This is a genomic window from Pseudomonas soli, assembly GCF_900110655.1.
Taxonomy (GTDB): domain Bacteria; phylum Pseudomonadota; class Gammaproteobacteria; order Pseudomonadales; family Pseudomonadaceae; genus Aquipseudomonas; species Aquipseudomonas soli.
In genome coordinates this window covers 102953-120202 of the sequence record NZ_FOEQ01000006.1, presented here as the reverse complement: position 1 = coordinate 120202, position 17250 = coordinate 102953, and the positions used below count along the sequence as shown (strand labels likewise).

Annotated in this window: 16 protein-coding genes; 11 read left to right on the top strand and 5 right to left on the bottom strand. The window is 63.8% G+C overall.

The window, feature by feature from the left end; all coding sequences use genetic code 11:
• Positions 1-16 precede the first annotated feature (16 nt).
• From rarD to BMY03_RS15080, 4 genes are all read right to left on the bottom strand, one after another.
• On the bottom strand, positions 17-904 hold the full coding sequence (gene rarD, locus BMY03_RS15095) for an EamA family transporter RarD (RefSeq protein WP_094011535.1): 888 nt from the start codon (positions 902-904) through the stop codon (positions 17-19).
• Positions 905-968: 64 nt separating this feature from the next.
• Complete coding sequence (locus tag BMY03_RS15090; protein ID WP_094011534.1) at positions 969-1943, bottom strand: serine/threonine protein kinase; 975 nt, start codon at positions 1941-1943, stop codon at positions 969-971.
• Positions 1944-2021: 78 nt separating this feature from the next.
• Positions 2022-2786, bottom strand: a complete 765-nt coding sequence (locus BMY03_RS15085) for a TOBE domain-containing protein (protein ID WP_094011533.1) — start codon at positions 2784-2786, stop codon at positions 2022-2024.
• A gap of 57 nt (positions 2787-2843) precedes the next feature.
• Positions 2844-3581 (bottom strand): ComF family protein, encoded by a 738-nt coding sequence (locus BMY03_RS15080; protein ID WP_094011532.1) that lies wholly within the window; start codon positions 3579-3581, stop codon positions 2844-2846.
• 89 nt (positions 3582-3670) lie between these two features.
• On the opposite strand from BMY03_RS15080, the gene bioB reads away from it, so the two are divergent.
• The 9 genes from bioB to BMY03_RS15035 all read left to right on the top strand — a co-directional run bounded on the left by bioB (position 3671) and on the right by BMY03_RS15035 (position 14063).
• Positions 3671-4729: a biotin synthase BioB gene (gene bioB, locus BMY03_RS15075; RefSeq protein WP_094011531.1), complete on the top strand. Its 1059-nt coding sequence runs from the start codon at positions 3671-3673 to the stop codon at positions 4727-4729.
• Positions 4730-4731: 2 nt separating this feature from the next.
• The gene (bioF, locus tag BMY03_RS15070) at positions 4732-5904 is read left to right on the top strand and encodes an 8-amino-7-oxononanoate synthase (protein ID WP_094011530.1); all 1173 of its coding nucleotides are present in this window, start codon (positions 4732-4734) and stop codon (positions 5902-5904) included.
• On the top strand, positions 5897-6628 hold the full coding sequence (locus BMY03_RS15065) for an alpha/beta fold hydrolase (protein ID WP_023633172.1): 732 nt from the start codon (positions 5897-5899) through the stop codon (positions 6626-6628). The genes bioF and BMY03_RS15065 overlap by 8 nt, the downstream gene beginning before the upstream one ends.
• Positions 6621-7445 (top strand): malonyl-ACP O-methyltransferase BioC, encoded by an 825-nt coding sequence (gene bioC / locus BMY03_RS15060; protein WP_038707226.1) that lies wholly within the window; start codon positions 6621-6623, stop codon positions 7443-7445. The genes BMY03_RS15065 and bioC overlap by 8 nt, the downstream gene beginning before the upstream one ends.
• A 1-nt stretch (position 7446) precedes the next feature.
• A complete protein-coding gene (gene bioD / locus BMY03_RS15055) occupies positions 7447-8127 on the top strand; it encodes a dethiobiotin synthase (protein ID WP_094011529.1) in 681 nt (226 codons plus the stop codon).
• A 109-nt stretch (positions 8128-8236) separates the two neighbouring features.
• On the top strand, positions 8237-8533 hold the full coding sequence (locus BMY03_RS15050) for a hypothetical protein (RefSeq protein WP_038707227.1): 297 nt from the start codon (positions 8237-8239) through the stop codon (positions 8531-8533).
• 250 nt (positions 8534-8783) lie between these two features.
• Positions 8784-10589 (top strand): phenylacyl-CoA dehydrogenase, encoded by a 1806-nt coding sequence (locus BMY03_RS15045; protein ID WP_094011528.1) that lies wholly within the window; start codon positions 8784-8786, stop codon positions 10587-10589.
• A gap of 278 nt (positions 10590-10867) precedes the next feature.
• The gene (locus BMY03_RS15040; RefSeq protein ID WP_094011527.1) at positions 10868-12154 is read left to right on the top strand and encodes a GGDEF domain-containing protein; all 1287 of its coding nucleotides are present in this window, start codon (positions 10868-10870) and stop codon (positions 12152-12154) included.
• 130 nt (positions 12155-12284) lie between these two features.
• Positions 12285-14063 carry an acyl-CoA dehydrogenase C-terminal domain-containing protein gene (locus BMY03_RS15035; protein WP_023629201.1) on the top strand — a complete coding sequence of 593 codons (1779 nt, stop codon included), beginning with the start codon at positions 12285-12287 and terminating at the stop codon, positions 14061-14063.
• A gap of 379 nt (positions 14064-14442) precedes the next feature.
• On the opposite strand, the gene BMY03_RS15030 is transcribed toward BMY03_RS15035, so the two are convergent.
• Positions 14443-15366 carry a LysR family transcriptional regulator gene (locus BMY03_RS15030; RefSeq protein WP_094011526.1) on the bottom strand — a complete coding sequence of 308 codons (924 nt, stop codon included), beginning with the start codon at positions 15364-15366 and terminating at the stop codon, positions 14443-14445.
• A gap of 210 nt (positions 15367-15576) precedes the next feature.
• Here BMY03_RS15030 and BMY03_RS15025 point away from each other — a divergent pair, with 210 nt between their 5' ends.
• Positions 15577-16854: an aspartate aminotransferase family protein gene (locus BMY03_RS15025; protein ID WP_094011525.1), complete on the top strand. Its 1278-nt coding sequence runs from the start codon at positions 15577-15579 to the stop codon at positions 16852-16854.
• Between the two features lie 154 nt (positions 16855-17008).
• Complete coding sequence (locus tag BMY03_RS15020) at positions 17009-17167, top strand: YqaE/Pmp3 family membrane protein (protein WP_003177654.1); 159 nt, start codon at positions 17009-17011, stop codon at positions 17165-17167.
• The last annotated feature ends 83 nt before the right edge of the window (positions 17168-17250 follow it).

Sequence of the window (17250 nt, the reverse complement as noted above, 5' to 3'; positions counted from 1 at the left end):
TTTGATCATTAATTGATCAGGCGCGCTTGCGCAAACTCAGCCAGGCATCGACGCTGTACACCGCCAGCCCCGCCCAGATGCACGCGAACGCCAGCAGGTTGCTGGAGGTCAGGTGCTCATCGAACAGCCACACCGCTTGCAGCAGCACCAAGGTCGGCGCCAGGTACTGCAGGAAGCCCAGGGTGGTGTAGGGCAGGTGGCGCGCGGCGGCGTTGAAGCACACCAGGGGTATCAGGGTGACCGGGCCGGCGGCGATCAGCCACAGGGCCTCGCTGTTATTTAAAAACGCCAGGCTGGCGCTGTTGGCCGTCGGGTGCAGCAGCAGCCAGCCGATCGCCAGGGGTACCAGCATCCAGGTCTCGACCACCAGACCGGGCAGCGCCGCTACCGGCGCCTGCTTGCGGATGAGGCCGTAGAAGCCGAACGACAGGGCCAGCGCCAACGATACCCAGGGCAGGCTGCCGACCTGCCAGACCTGTTGCGCCACGCCCAGGGCCGCCAAGCCCACTGCCAGCCATTGCAGGCGGCGCAGGCGCTCACCGAGCAGCAACATGCCCAGTAGTACGTTGATCAGCGGGTTGATGTAGTAGCCCAGGCTTGCTTCGAGCATGCGCCCGTTGTTCACCGCCCATACATAGGTCAGCCAGTTGCCTGCGATCAGCGTGCCGCTCAGGGCCAGAATGGCCAGGCGCCTGGGGTTGTCGCGCAGTTCGCGCCACCAGCCGGGGTGTTTCCATACCAGCAGCAGGAGCGAGCCGAACAGCGCCGACCAAAGCACCCGATGGACGATGATCTCCACCGCCGGGACGCTCTGGATCGCTTTGAAGTACAGGGGGAACAGGCCCCAGATGATGTAGGCGCCAAGGCCCAGAATATACCCGCGACGCGGGTTTGCGGCGTGCATGCAGAATCCTTGCTTAGGTAGCTAAATAAAGCGACGCCTATTGTAGACAGAGCGCGGCGCGCTTCTAGAACAATTTCAACGGTTGTTCATCCAGCGCGGCCATCTGTTCGCGCAGGGCAAGGATCTGGTCGCCCCAGTAACGCGGCTGGCCGAACCACGGGAAGCTCGGCGGGAACGCCGGGTCATCCCAGCGCCGTGCCAGCCAGGCGCTGTAGTGCAGCTGGCGCAGGGCGCGCAGTGGCTCGATCAGGGCAAGCTCGCGCGGGTCGAAATCGTGGAACTCGTTGTAACCGTCGATCAGCTCGGCCAGTTGGCCGAGGCGCTCCTCGCGGCTGCCGGCAAGCATCATCCACAGGTCCTGCACCGCCGGGCCCATGCGGCAGTCGTCGAGGTCGACCACATGGTAGACGTCGTCGCGGTGCATCAGGTTGCCGGGGTGCAGGTCGCCGTGCAGGCGGATCCGCTGGTGCGGGGTGCGGGCGTAGATATCCTCGACCCGCTTGAGCAGGTCGCGGGCCACGGATTCGAAGGCCTGCAGCAGCTCGCGAGGAACGAAGCCCCCGTCCAGCAGGGTGTTGAGCGAAGCATGGCCAAAGTTGTCCACAGTCAGCTGTTCACGGTGTTCGAATGGCCGGATGGCCGCCACGGCATGCAAACGCCCGAGTAACTGACCCAGGCGATACAGCTGGTCGAGGTTGCCCGGCTCCGGAGCATGGCCGCCACGGCGCGGGAACAGGGCAAAGCGAAACCCCTGGTGCTCGAACAGGGAGCGACCCTCGTGCAGCAGCGGAGCCACCACGGGCACTTCGCACTCCGCCAGCTCGGCGGTGAAGGCGTGTTCTTCGAGGATTGCCGCATCGCTCCAGCGCCCAGGGCGGTAGAACTTGGCGATTAGCGGTTGTTCCCCCTCGATGCCCACCTGATAGACACGGTTTTCGTAGCTGTTGAGCGCCAGCACCCGCGCATCGCTGAGAAAGCCCAGGCTTTCCACGGCGTCCAGCACGAGGTCGGGGGTGAGGGTGTCGAAGGGGTGGGACATGAAAGGCTCCAGGCGCGGGAACGGCGTGGCTGCATGTTACCCCAATCACGTGGCAGGCCCCGCCCTTGTCGTATACGGTTAGACTGGCACCCCCAGCAACACGAACGACGGATGGAACTGCACCCGCATCATGCTCTGCGGCACGACTTGATACTGCGCCAGCCAGTCAGCCTCGGCGAAAGCGCACAAAGTCTGTCCGTTACCCAGCGCCAGGCGCACCTCGACGGGACCGTCCTGCTCACCGACAAGCTCCTCGACCTTGGCCTGCAGGCAATTGCTGCCTTGCGCCGCCAGTTCGTCCGGCCCCAGCAACTGTACCCACCCCGCCTTCAGCAATGCCACGACGGTGCCGCCCAGCGCCAGTTCCAGGCGCTCGGTACTGCCCCGGGTGATCAAGGCCTCGATCTCCAGACCGCCGCCCAAGTCCAGGCTGATGCGGTCATGCCGGCCTTCGCGGCGCAGCCCGCTGATCCGCCCTTGCAACTGGTTGCGCGCACTGGTGCGCAGCATCAGCCGGCCGAGCAACGCGAGGTCGTTGCTGTCCTCGGCGGATTCCAGGATCTCTGCCTGCAACGCCTGCAGCCGCTGGTACAGGCGCAGGATGCGTTCGCCTTCGGCGGACAGCCGGGCACCACCGCCCCCCCGACCCCCAGTGCTGCGCTCCACCAGCGGCTGCGCCGCCAGGTTATTGAGTTCGTCGATGGCATCCCAGGCGGCCTTGTAGCTGATACCGGCAGCCTTGGCGGCGCGGGTGATGGACCCTTGCTCGGCGACATGTTGCAGCAGGGCGATGCGCTGTGGGCGGCGGGTGATGTGCTGGGCGAGCAAGGCGGGTAGGGACATGGGCGGACATCAGGCGTGGTGTAGGTCCTGCGACGTTGCCGCCGCCACAGGGGCAAGTCAAGCCTGCCCCGGGCGCGGTGTGCGTGCCAGGCAGTAGATGTCCACCCGCCGGGCACCGGCTTTGCGCAGCAACCGGGCGATGGTCTGCGCGGTCGCCCCGGTGGTCAGCACGTCGTCGACCAGCGCCAGGTGCAGGCCTTGCAGTTCCCTGCCGGGGATGAGGGCGAAAGCCTGCCGCAGGTTGCGTTGCCGGGCCTTGGCGCCGAGCGCCTGTTGCGCCGTTGTATCACGCACCCGCTGCAGCAGGTGCTCGTCGCAGGGCAGGCGCAATTGTCTGCCCAGCCAGCGGGCGAGCATCGCTGCCTGGTTGAAGCCGCGCTGGCGCAGTCGTCGTCCGGCCAGGGGAACGGGCAACAAGCAGTCAGGCCGTGGCAAGCCTTCGTAATAGTGCTGGTTCAGGCTCTGGCCGAGCAATTGGGCCAGTAACCGCCCCAAGGGCCACTGGCTGTTGTGCTTGAAGCGGCTTATCAGGGTGTCGACGGGAAAGCCGTAATGCCAGGGCGCGATTACCCGTTTGAATGCCGGTGGGTGGCGGCTGCAGCTGCCACAGAGAAGGTCGTCCAAGGCCAGTGGCAGCGCGCATCGGCGGCATTGCTCTTGCAGCCAGGGCAGCGCCTGTTCGCAGGCGAGGCACAGGGAATAGGGCTGCCCTGCGGGCTCGTCGCAGAGCAAACAGGGTTGATCGATATTTGTACAGATGTAAACCAGTATGTTCTTGATTGGTTGACAGTTCATGGGCCTTCCGTGACTATGCGAGCTATCCGTGATGCGCTGGAAGGTTTTCCTGTCCCGGCGTCAGTCAGACCATAGATAAGGAAACGCCGATGAGCGCTAGCGCAATTGCAACAACCCGTCACGACTGGTCCCTGGCCGAGGTCAAGGCACTGTTCCAGCAGCCGTTCAATGACCTGCTGTTCCAGGCCCAGACCATGCACCGCGCGCATTTCGACCCCAACCGTGTGCAGGTCTCCACGCTGCTGTCGATCAAGACCGGCGCCTGCCCGGAAGATTGCAAATATTGTCCGCAGTCCGGCCACTACAACACCGGGCTGGAAAAACAGAAGCTGATGGAAGTGCAGAAGGTGCTGGAGGAGGCCGCCCGGGCCAAGGCCATCGGTTCGACCCGCTTCTGCATGGGCGCGGCGTGGAAGCATCCTTCGGCCAAGGACATGCCTTACGTGCTGGAGATGGTCAAAGGGGTCAAGGCCATGGGCCTGGAAACCTGCATGACCCTCGGCAAGCTCGACCAGGAGCAGACCCAGGCCCTGGCCCAGGCCGGCCTGGACTACTACAACCACAACCTCGACACCTCGCCGGAGTTCTACGGCAGCATCATCACCACCCGTACCTACAGCGACCGCCTGCAGACCCTGGCCTACGTGCGTGACGCCGGCATGAAGATCTGCTCCGGCGGCATCCTTGGCATGGGCGAGTCGCTGGACGACCGCGCAGGCCTGTTGATCCAGCTGGCCAATCTGCCCGAGCACCCGGAGTCGGTGCCGATCAACATGCTGGTCAAGGTTGCCGGCACGCCGCTGGCCGACGAGGAAGACGTCGATCCGTTCGACTTCATCCGCATGCTTGCCGTGGCCCGGATCCTCATGCCCAAGTCCCACGTGCGCCTGTCGGCAGGCCGTGAGCAGATGAACGAGCAGATGCAGGCCCTGGCATTCATGGCCGGAGCCAACTCGATCTTCTACGGCGAGAAGCTGCTGACCACGGCCAACCCGCAGGCTGACAAGGACATGCAGCTGTTCGCCCGCCTGGGTATCCAGCCGGAAGCTCGCGAAGAGCACGCCGACGAAGTGCACCAGGCCGCTATCGAGCAGGCGCTGGTCGAGCAGCGCAGCAGCGAGCTGTTCTACGACGCAGCCTCGGCCTGAGCATGGCCTTCGATCTCGCCGCGCGGCTGGCCGAACGGCGTGCCGCGGACCTCTATCGTCAACGGCCGCTGCTGGAAAGCCCGCAAGGGCCGCAGGTGGTGGTCGATGGCCAGCCGCTGCTGGCCTTCTGCAGCAATGACTACCTGGGCCTGGCCAATCACCCCGAGGTGATCAAGGCCTGGCGCGATGGCGCCGAGCGCTGGGGTGTCGGCGGTGGTGCCTCGCATCTGGTGATCGGCCACAGCACGCCGCACCATGCCGTTGAAGAAGCGCTGGCCGAGTTGACCGGGCGGCCCCGGGCATTGCTGTTCTCCACCGGCTACATGGCCAACCTGGGGGCTATCACCGCGCTTGTGGGGCAGGGCGACACAGTCTTGCAGGACCGCCTCAATCACGCTTCCCTGCTCGACGGCGGGCTGCTCAGTGGCGCCCGTTTCAGCCGCTACCTGCACAACGACCCGGCCAGCTTGGCCAGTCGTCTAGAGAAAGCTACCGGCAATACCCTGGTGGTTACCGACGGCGTGTTCAGTATGGATGGCGATTGCGCCGACCTTCCGGCCCTGGCCAATGCCGCCTGCAGCCGCGACGCTTGGCTGATGGTCGACGATGCCCATGGCTTTGGTACCTTGGGCGTCAACGGCGGCGGCCTGGTCGAGCATTTCGGTCTGGGTGTCGATGATGTGCCGGTGCTGATCGGCACGCTGGGCAAGGCCTGTGGTACCGCCGGCGCCTTCGTTGCCGGCAGCGAGGACCTGATCGAGGCGCTGGTGCAGTTCGCCCGGCCGTACATCTACACCACCAGCCAGCCGCCGGCATTGGCGTGCGCCACGCTCAAGGCGCTGGAGCTGCTGCGCCGGGAGCGCTGGCGGCGTGAGCACCTGGCCGCGCTGGTCCGGCAGTTCCGTGCCGGGGCCGAGGCGATCGGCCTGACCCTGATGGATAGCCACACTGCAATCCAGCCGATCCTTATCGGCGATGCGGGGCGGGCGCTGGCATTGTCCCGCTTGCTGCGCGAACGCGGCCTGCTGGTCACAGCGATTCGCCCGCCCACCGTACCCGCCGGCAGTGCCCGTCTGCGGGTGACCCTGAGCGCTGCCCACAGTGAGGCGCAGGTGCAGCTATTGTTGAATGCATTGGCCGAGTGTTATCCACAGCTGGAGTCCGCCGATGCGTAACCGAATGATCCTTCTGCCCGGCTGGGGGCTGGGCACCGCCTCACTGGAGCCGCTGGCCGCCAGCCTGCGTGCCCAGGACCCGCGCCTGCAGGTCGAACTGATGCCGTTGCCGGATCTGCCTGACAACGACCCGCTGGCCTGGGTCGACTACCTCGACCGCAAGCTGCCCAACGACGTGTGGCTGGGCGGCTGGTCGCTGGGTGGCATGCTTGCCAGCGCCCTGGCGCACAAGCGCGGCGATCATTGCTGCGGCTTGCTCACCCTGGCCAGCAACCCCAGTTTCGTCGTTCGGCCGGACTGGCCGCACGGAATGGCGCCGGATACCTTCGGCACCTTCCTTGATGGCTGCCGCAGCCATACCCAGGTGACACTCAAGCGCTTTCGTACCTTGTGCAGCGACGGCGCGCTGCAACCGCGCACCTTGCTGCGCCAGCTGGGCGTCGGCGTGCCCGACACCGATCCGCTGTACCTGGCCACTGGGCTGGAGGTGCTGGCCAGCCTTGATACACGCGCTGCCCTGGAGCAATACGGCGGCCCGCAGTTGCACCTGTTCGCCGGTAGTGACGCGCTGGTACCGGTGGAGGCTGCCAAGGCCCTGAGCGACCTGTTGCCTGACGTGGAAGTCGGCCTGGTCGAAGACAGTTCCCACGCCTTCCTGCTGGAGTACCCGCAGGAGCTGGCGGCGGGCATCAAGAGTTTCCTGCATGAGAGTGGTGATGACTGATCTTTCCCAGCCCACCTTGCCCGGTGCCCTGCCGGACAAGCGCCAGGTGGCGGCTTCGTTTTCCCGCGCCGCGGCCAGCTACGACAGTGTCGCGGCCCTGCAGCGCGCCGTAGGCATGGCGCTGCTGGATAAACTGCCCGCAGGGCTCGCCCCAGCGCGCTGGCTGGACATGGGCAGTGGCACCGGCCATTTCAGCCGGGTCCTGGCCGAGTGCTTCAACGATGCCGATGGTGTGGCGGTGGACATCGCCGAGGGCATGTTGCGCCATGCCCGTGAGCACGGCGGCGCCCGGCACCATGTGGCAGGTGACGCCGAGCGTCTGCCGTTGCTCGATGGCAGTGTAGATCTGCTGTTCAGCAGCCTGGCGGTGCAGTGGTGCGGCCAGTTCGCCAGCGTGCTGGGTGAGGCACGGCGGGTGCTGCGCCCAGGCGGGGTGTTGGCATTCAGCAGCTTGTGCGTGGGCACCCTCGATGAGTTGCGTGCCAGCTGGCAAGCCGTCGATGGCATGGTGCATGTCAATCGCTTCCGGCGTTTCGAGGATTACCAGCGTCTATGCGGGGACAGCGGCCTGGAGCTGATCGACCTGGAGCGACGTCCCCATGTACTGCATTACCTCGACGTGCGCAGCCTGACCCACGAGCTCAAGGCACTGGGTGCGCACAACCTCAATCCGGGGCGCCCATCGGGGTTGACCGGACGCGCGCGGATGCAGGGCCTGTTGCAGGCCTATGAACAGTTCCGCCAGCCTCAGGGGCTGCCTGCCACCTATCAGGTGGTGTATGGCGTCTTGCGCAAACCGCTGGCCGGGGAGCAGTGACATGAGCCAGGCCTATTTTGTTGCCGGCACCGACACCGATGTCGGCAAGACCACCATCGCCGCGGGTCTGCTGCATGCGGCGATGCAGTCGGGGCTGAGCACGCTGGCGGCCAAGCCGGTGGCATCCGGGTGCATGGTGACGCCCAGAGGGTTGCGCAACAGCGATGCCTTGGCGTTGATCGATGAAAGCTCGGTCAAAATGCCGTATGAAGCGGTCAATCCTTTCGCTTTTGAGCCGGCCATCGCTCCACACGTGGCGGCGCACGAGGCGGGGGTGGTGTTGAGCGTACCGGTGCTGCGTGATGCGATGCAGCAGGTGCTGGCGCAGCACGCCGACTTCACCTTGATCGAAGGGGCCGGCGGCTGGCGGGTGCCGTTGTCCGACCATGCCAACCTGTCAGACCTGGCCATTGCCCTGAAACTGCCGGTAATCCTGGTGGTAGGGGTGCGGTTGGGATGTATCAACCACGCCTTGCTCAGCGCCGAAGCCATCGCCCGCGACGGCCTGCAACTGGCCGGTTGGGTGGCGAACATCGTCGATCCGCGGACATCGCGCCTGGAGGAGAACCTGTCGAGCCTGGCTGAGCGGCTGCCCGCGCCATGCCTGGGGCGCATACCCTGGTTGAAACAAGCGAGCGCCGCTGCGGTGGCAGAGCATTTGCACCTGGACCTGCTGGATTAGGCCTTTGCCTATCAGCTGGCACTAGGCTATTAGGGATTTAAACGGGCCTTTTTCCCGGTCTGCTGCTTTAATAAGGTCTGTTCATCATCCAGCGTCATGGAGTCCTGACATGGAAATCAATGCGAGTTCCGCCTTCTACGCGGGCCTGGGTGCCATCCAGAACGGGCAGAACCGGGTCGATCAGGCCGCCCAGCAGATCGCCAGCGGCGCCGTCGAGCGTGGCACCAGCGGGCAGTCCAGCGACTACCAGGCAGAGCGTCTGCGCAGCGTTGACCGCAGCCAACAGATGGATCTGGCCACCAGCACCGTGCAACTGGCCCTGGGCAAGCACGAAGTCGAACTGGGTGCCAAAGTCGCCAAGGCTTCCGATGAAATGCTCGGCCGATTCATCGACACCTACGCCTGACTCGCTGAACCACATTCGCTTACTTCGCGGGGCAAGCCCGCTTCCATTCGTGGGAGCGGGCTTGCCCCGCGATACGTTTGAGGGTGTTTGGCCGAATTGTCATATTAGGCGGCATAAATGCCATTGTTAGCCCACCTTGACAGCGAGGCGTCCTAAACGTAAGTTTCAAACAACTGTTTGACCGAAAGCCGCCAAGAGCTGGTCGGTACCCGCGGTCTCCCTACCGAACTCATCACAGAGGTTCATCGCAATGCCTGATTACAAAGCCCCCTTGCGTGATATCCGCTTCGTCCGCGACGAACTGCTCGGCTATGAGGCGCATTATCAGAGCCTGCCGGGCTGCCAGGACGCCACGCCCGACATGGTCGACGCGATCCTGCAGGAAGGCGCGAAGTTCTGTGAAGAGGTACTGGCCCCGCTGAACCGCGTCGGCGACCTGGAAGGCTGCACCTGGAGCGAGGCGGGCGTGAAGACCCCGACCGGCTTCAAGGAAGCCTACCAACAGTTCGTCGAAGGCGGCTGGCCGAGCCTGGCCCATGACGTCGAGCACGGCGGTCAGGGCCTGCCAGAATCGTTGGGCTTGGCCCTGAGCGAAATGGTCGGTGAAGCGAACTGGTCGTGGGGCATGTATCCAGGCCTCTCCCACGGTGCAATGAACACCATCTCCGAGCACGGAACCCCAGAGCAGCAGGAAACCTATCTGACCAAGCTGGTGTCCGGCGAATGGACCGGCACCATGTGCCTGACCGAACCGCACTGCGGCACCGACTTGGGCATGCTGCGCACCAAGGCCGAACCTCAGGCCGACGGTAGCTACAAAGTGTCCGGCACCAAGATCTTCATCTCGGCCGGTGAACACGACATGGCCGACAACATCGTGCACATCGTCCTGGCCCGCCTGCCCGATGCGCCGGCCGGCACCAAGGGTATCTCGCTGTTCATCGTGCCGAAGTTCCTGCCCAACGCCGAAGGAGGCGCGGGCGAGCGCAACGGCGTGAGCTGCGGCTCGCTTGAGCACAAGATGGGCATCCACGGCAACGCCACCTGCGTGATGAACTTCGACAGCGCCACCGGCTATCTGATCGGCCCCGCCAACAAGGGCCTGAACTGCATGTTCACTTTCATGAACACCGCTCGCCTGGGCACCGCGCTGCAAGGCCTGGCCCACGCCGAGGTGGCGTTCCAGGGTGGTCTGAAATATGCCCGTGACCGCCTGCAGATGCGCTCGCTGACCGGCCCTAAAGCCCCGGATAAAGCCGCTGACCCGATCATTGTCCACCCGGACGTGCGCCGCATGTTGCTGACCATGAAGGCGTTCGCCGAAGGCAACCGCGCCATGGTCTACTTCACCGCCAAGCAGGTGGACATCGTCAAGTACAGCCAGGATGAGGAAGAGCGCAAGAAGGCCGACGCGCTGTTGGCTTTCCTGACCCCGATCGCCAAGGCGTTCATGACCGAAGTTGGTTTCGAGTCGGCCAACCACGGTGTGCAGATCTACGGCGGTCATGGCTTCATCGCCGAATGGGGCATGGAGCAAAACGTACGCGACAGCCGCATTTCCATGCTGTACGAAGGCACCACAGGCATCCAGGCGCTTGACCTGCTCGGCCGCAAGGTGCTGATGACCCAGGGCGAGGCGCTCAAAGGCTTCACCAAGATCGTTCACAAGTTCTGCCAATCCCAGGAAGGCAACGCCGCCACCAAGGAGTTCGTCGAGCCGCTGGCCGCGATCAACAAGGAATGGGGCGAGCTGACCATGAAGATCGGCATGGCCGCGATGAAGGACCGCGAGGAAGTGGGTGCCGCTTCGGTGGACTACCTGATGTACTCCGGCTATGCGTGCCTGGCCTACTTCTGGGCCGACATCGCCCGCTTGGCAGCCGAGAAACTGGCAGCCGGCACCAGCGAAGAGGCGTTCTACACCGCCAAACTGCAGACTGCGCGCTTCTACTTCCAGCGCATCCTGCCGCGTACCCGCACCCACGTGGCGGCCATTCTGTCCGGCGCCGACAACCTGATGGCGATGAAGGAAGAAGACTTCGGTCTGTCCATCTAAGCCCAGACGGTTGCACGAAACCGCCTGCCGTTACCGGCAGGCGGTTTTTTTTGCCTGTGATTTTGGCTCCAGGAGCCTGTCGCGGGGCAAGCCCACAAGTTAGGCAGAGGCCCGCGATGGGCCTTGCCAACAGGCCAATGTCGCATCCAGTTACGAGAAAGTCTCAAGCTGGCCGCCATCCTTGCCGTTAAAGCGTCCGTAAATTCATCTATTCATGTGCGCTGCCGATGAAGTAGGGGCACAATGCCATTATTGATCTGCCGGGTCGGAGATTACCCTTGTTTCGTCTATCCGCTGTACGTGCGAGCCACTTTCTGCCATCGCTGATCCTTCTGCTGGCGGGGCTCGCTGCAGCCTATGTGAGGGACCTCAGTGTCTTTTTCACATCGCTGTTCAATGTTTTGCCCACCTTGGTTCTGTTACTGGGCGGCGCCTACTGCGCGGTGTATCGCCGCCAGCGTGAGCTGTTCCTGATGGTCACGGTGTACATCGCCTATTTCCTGCTCGACACCCAGACCGACTTCTACCGCGACAACGGCCGGGTCCGTGACGATGCCGCGGTGATCTTCCACTTGGTTTGCCTGTTGTTGCCGGCGCTGTTTGGCCTGTATGGCGCCTGGCAGGAACGTACGCACCTGGCCCAGGACCTTCTGGCCCGTTTCGCCGTGCTGTTCGCGGTTAGCAGCGTGGCCGTGGCGCTGGAGCAAAGTTTCCCCGAGGCGCTACTTGGCTGGCTGGCCGAGATCCGCTGGCCCTCGTTGCATGGCCAGTGGATGAGCCTAATCCAGTTGGCCTATCCGCTGTTCCTGGCGGTGTTCATCCTGTTGGTGGCGCAGTACCTGCGTGAGCCCAGGCCGTTGCATGCCGCACAGATCATCGGCCTGGTGGGTATCTTCTGGATGCTGCCCAAGACTTTCATCCTCCCCTTCACCCTGAACATCATGTGCAGCCAGGTGATGCTGATGATTGCCGCGGCGGTGTCCCACGAGGCCTACCAGATGGCCTTCCGCGATGAGTTGACCGGCCTGCCGGGACGACGGGCCTTGAACGAGCGTATGCAACGCCTGGGGCGCAACTATGTAATCGCCATGACCGACGTTGACCACTTCAAGAAATTCAACGATACCCATGGTCATGATGTCGGCGACCAGGTATTGCGCCTGGTTGCAAGCCGCTTGTCCAAGGTGACCGGCGGCGGTCGCGCCTACCGTTATGGTGGCGAAGAGTTCGCCTTGGTGTTTGCCGGCAAGACTGCCGAAGAATGCTTGCCCCACCTGGAGGCGGTACGCGAGATGATCGCCAACTATGCGATCCAACTGCGTGACCAGAACAGCCGGCCGCAGGATGACTCAACCGGTCGCCAGCGTCGCGGGGGCGGCGCAAACACCACGGTGTCGGTGACTATCAGCATCGGCGTGGCCGAGCGCCAGGCCGAGCACCGCAACCCCGATGAAGTGCTCAAGTCGGCCGACCAGGCGCTGTATAGCGCCAAAGGCGCGGGACGTAACTGCGTCATGACCTTCGGCCAGCAGTCGCGTCGTGGTGCTGTGCGCATGGCAGGTTAGTGAGTGACTATGGTAGACCATTCGGTCGCATGATGACCCTATGTCTCGTAAAAGTTGTTCGGTTACACTGCGGTCATCCCAGTGCTGCGGCCCTCATCGGCCGCCCCGACCCCGATAGCGAGAGGTTGTCATGGCTGAATATAAAGCGCCCCTGCGCGATATGCGCTTCGTCCTCAATGAAGTCTTCGACGTGGCCACGCTCTGGTCGCAACTGCCCGGCCTTGCCGAGGCAGTCGATGCCGATACGGCCATGGCGGTGCTGGAGGAGGCCGGCAAGGTCACCGGCAAGACCATCGCGCCGCTGAGCCGTGCCGCCGACGAAGAGGGTTGCCATTGGGACAACGGCTCGGTGCGCACCCCGGCGGGCTTCATCGAGGCATACAACACTTATGCCGAAGGTGGCTGGGTCGGCGTTGGCGGCGATCCGCTCTTCGGTGGCATGGGCATGCCCAAGGTCGTTTCGGCCCAGGTCGAGGAAATGGTCAATGCCTCGAGCCTGGCCTTCGGCCTGTACCCGATGCTGACCGCCGGCGCCTGCCTGTCGATCAACGCCCACGCCAGTGAAGCGCTCAAGGAAAAGTACCTGCCGAACATGTACTCGGGTGTCTGGGCCGGCTCCATGTGCCTCACCGAGCCCCACGCCGGTACCGACCTGGGCATCATCCGCACCAAGGCCGAGCCCCAGGCTGATGGCAGCTACAAGGTCAGCGGCACCAAGATCTTCATCACCGGTGGCGAGCACGATCTCACCGAGAACATCATCCATCTGGTACTGGCCAAGCTGCCGGATGCACCGGCAGGCCCGAAAGGCATCTCGCTGTTTCTGGTGCCCAAGTTCCTGGTCAACGAAGATGGCAGTCTCGGCGCGCGCAACCCGGCCACTTGCGGCTCGATCGAGCACAAGATGGGCATCCAGGGCTCGGCCACCTGCGTGATGAACTTCGACGAAGCGGTCGGCTATATCGTCGGCGAGCCGAACAAAGGCCTGGCAGCCATGTTCACCATGATGAACTACGAGCGCCTGGGGGTTGGCATCCAGGGCCTGGCCTCGGCCGAGCGCTCCTACCAGAACGCCGTGGAGTATGCCCGCGACCGTCTGCAGAGCCGCGCCCCGACCGGCCCGCAGGCCAAGGACAAGGTGGCCGACCCGATCATCGTCCACCCGGACGTGCGCCGCATGCTGCTGACCATGAAGGCGCTGACCGAAGGCGGCCGGGCGTTCTCCACCTATGTGGCGATGCAGCTCGACAGCGCCAAGTACAGCGAAGACGCCGCGACCCGCAAGCGCAGTGAGGAACTGGTGGCGCTGCTTACCCCGGTTGCCAAGGCCTTCCTCACCGACCTGGGTCTGGAGTGCACGGTGCATGGCCAGCAGGTCTTCGGCGGCCATGGCTACATCCGTGAGTGGGGCCAGGAGCAGCTGGTGCGCGATGTGCGCATCACCCAGATCTACGAAGGCACCAATGGTATCCAGGCACTGGACCTGGTCGGTCGCAAGGTGGTAGCCAGTGGTGGCGCTTACTACAAGCTGTTCGCCGACGAGATTCGCGAGTTCATCGCCGTCAGCGCTGCTGACCTTGGCGAGTTCACCAAGCCCCTGGCAGCCTCCCTCGACCAGCTCGACGAGCTGACCAACTGGGTGCTGGATCAGGCCAAGGGCAACCCCAACGAGATCGGCGCGGCTTCGGTCGAATACCTGCACGCATTCGGTTATGTCGCCTACGCCTACATGTGGGCACTGATGGCGCGGGCTGCCAAGGCCGGCGAAGGCGATGCGGACTTCTATGGCGCCAAGTTGGGCACGGCACGTTTCTACTTTGCACGCCTGTTGCCGCGAGTCCATTCGCTGGCGGCGTCGGTGAAAGCTGGTAGCGAATCGCTGTACCTGCTGGACGCTGCGCAGTTCTGACCCCGAGCGGACTGCTTGATAACCTGATTGCGGCATGAGGCCGCCCGGCACCGGATACATCCGGTGCCGGGCGGCTTTTTGTTTTGCCGGCGGCACATGTTTGTGAACAAACCTCTTTTGTAAGCTTTGGCTTACAAGACGTGGTGACGTTTCGCCTCTTTCCTGAGATTGGATCCACGGTTACTCTTTCTTACATGGACGTAGCGCAGGACGCGCAATGGACAGAGCAGGACGCCTTACAAGGAAGTTGCGCAGGAAGCGCGAAAAGATAGAACAGGGACAAGAAGGATTTCCTGCCAGGATGGCGGGGTGATAGGGATGTCGAAGGGAAACAGTCTGGAAAACCCCGCTTAGGCGGGGTTTTCTTTATGGGCGCGTTTCAGACAAGCACGTCCAACGGTGAAATCCCCAGCTGGCGTGGGTCGGCTTCTTCCTCCAACAAGCTGCGCAGCAGCTCGACCGAGGCCTGTTGACGTTGTGCGTCACGAAACACCAGGCCTACCTTCAACGGAATACGTGGCTCGCTGAGAGGTTTCCATAGCAGCTCCTGGTCGTCCTGGGTGGCTTCCTTGGCCCGACCCGGCAGGATGGTCGCCAGCGCAGTGTGCGCCAGGCTGTCGAGGATACCCGCCATGTTGTTCATCTCGGCCTGCACCTGCGGCCTGCGCCCTTGGCTGGCCAGGTGCGCCTTCCAGATCTGGCGGATCTGGAATTCTTCGCCAAGCATCAGCATCGGTAACTCGGCAGCCTGACGCATCGAGACTTTCTTGAAGTCCTTCAACGGGTGGGCACGGGGGATGACCAACTGCAGTTCATCTTCGTACAGCAGCAAGCCATGCAGGCCAGGCTGGCGTGGCGGCAGGTAGCTGATGCCGATGTCCAGGCTGCCGTTGAGCAGGCGCCGCTCGATCTCTGACCCCGACAGTTCATAGATCTGTACCACCAGGTGCGGCTGGGCTTTGCGCACCCGCTCCAGAAGTTGCGGCACCAGGCTTGGCCGCACGGTCTGCAGTACCCCGATAGCCAGGGTGCGCAGTGATTGGCCCTTGAAGTTGCCCATGGCCTCGTGGGCCCGTTGAAGGCCTTCGAGCAAGGGCACGGCGTGGTTGTACAGGGTATGCGCGGCGAGCGTGGGCAGCAGGCGTTTGTTGCTGCGTTCAAACAGGCTCAGGTCGAGGCTGTGCTCCAGCTGGCGAATCTGTTGGGACAGCGCTGGCTGGGACAGCGAAAGGCGTTCGGCGGCGCGGCCCACATGGCCTTCTTCATAGACCGCGACGAAGTAACGCAGTTGGCGAAAATCCATAAGTGATACTTATCGAAAAAGCTGAGAAATCGAAATGGCCGGGAAACGACTAGAGCCCTAGTCTATCGCCGTATTCCAACGGGTTACAGCGCTCAACCCGGCGATTGTTACCGCAGCTGAGAAACACTTTTGATAGGCAAGGCAGAATATTCAATTCCGGCGTCAGACCGGAGCCTTGACCGCCCACCACCGTGATTGGCCGGAGTCCCGATGAACCTGTTCAACCTGCGCCGTTCGGCACCCGCCGTCGCCGAGCCCAAGGGTGCCTCGGTGAGCGTGCCGGCCGCCGCGCAGTGCTCCCGCGAGCGGCTGATGCCCAGCATCGAACGTGCGCCGCACGTGTTCGTGCGAGGCCAGGGATCGTGGTTGTGGGACGACGAGGGTCACGCCTACCTGGACTTCACCCAGGGTTGCGCGGTGAACAGTCTGGGCCACAGCCCGAGCGTGCTGGTCAAGGCCCTGGGCGACCAGGCCCAGGCCTTGATCAATCCAGGCGCGGGCTACCACAGCCGCGGCCTGCTGAACCTGGCCGAGTTGCTGTGCCAGCGCACCGACAGTGATCAGGCCTACCTGCTCAACAGTGGCGCCGAGGCCTGCGAGGGGGCGATCAAGCTGGCGCGCAAATGGGGCCAGCTGCACCGCAACGGCGCCTATCACATCATTACCGCCAGCCAAGGTTGCCATGGGCGCACGCTCGGGGCGTTGTCGGCGTCCGACCCGCTGCCATGCAACCGTTGCGAGCCCGGCTTGCCGGGCTTCAGCAAGGTGCCTTTCAACGACCTGGCGGCGCTGCATGCGGCGGTCGACTCGCGCACCGTGGCGATCATGCTCGAGCCGATACAGGGTGAGGCCGGCGTGATTCCGGCCACCCGTGAGTACCTCCAGGGTGTCGAGCGGTTGTGCCGTGAGCTGGGCATTCTGCTGATCCTCGATGAGGTGCAGACCGGTGTAGGACGTTGCGGCGCCCTGTTGGCAGAGGAAACCTACGGCGTGCGGGCCGACATCATCACTCTCGGCAAAGGCCTGGGCGGCGGTGTGCCGTTGGCCGCGCTGCTGGCCCGCGGACGCGCCTGCTGCGCCGAACCGGGCGAGCTGGAAGGCAGCCACCATGGCAACGCACTGATGAGCGCTGCCGGGATGGCTGTGCTGCAGACCGTGCTGGAGAAGGGGTTCTTCGAGCAGGTGATGGACAGTGGTCGCCACCTGCGCGATGGCCTCAGCCGCCTGGCTGGCCGCTATGGCCAGGGCGAAGTGCGTGGCCAGGGGCTGCTGTGGGGGCTGCAACTGCGTGAGGGGACCGCAGTGCCGCTGGTCGAGGCGGCATTGCAGGAAGGCTTGCTGCTCAATGCCCCGCAGGCCGATGTTGTGCGCTTCTCGCCGGCGCTGACCGTGAGCAAAGGCAACATCGACGAAATGCTTCAGCGCCTGGCCCGGGCGTTCACCCGGCTGCATGCCCACCAGCACAATCGCCGCGAAGTTCCGGCCTGACTTGGCACCGGCATACAGAATTTCAACGAACCGTCTCGCGTTCCTGCGCATCGCCTCTGGTCTGAAATACATGGCCAGGGGCGTTTTTTTGCCCGGTGGAACCTCCGGGCGGTGCGACTAGTCTGTGTTGATACACTTTCAAGGAGCGCACCGCATGGACTTCATTCGCATCATCATCGCTATCCTCCTGCCACCGCTGGGCGTATTTCTCCAGGTGGGATTCGGTGGCGCGTTCTGGCTGAACATCCTGCTGACCCTGCTGGGTTATATCCCCGGGATCGTGCACGCGGTGTACATCATTGCCAAGCGCTGAGAGCAAAGACCGCTCTGCAAGCATGAACTGCGTGGGAGCGGCGCACCGCCGCTCCCACGCAGTTGCAGTTGAAGCCTGAAACT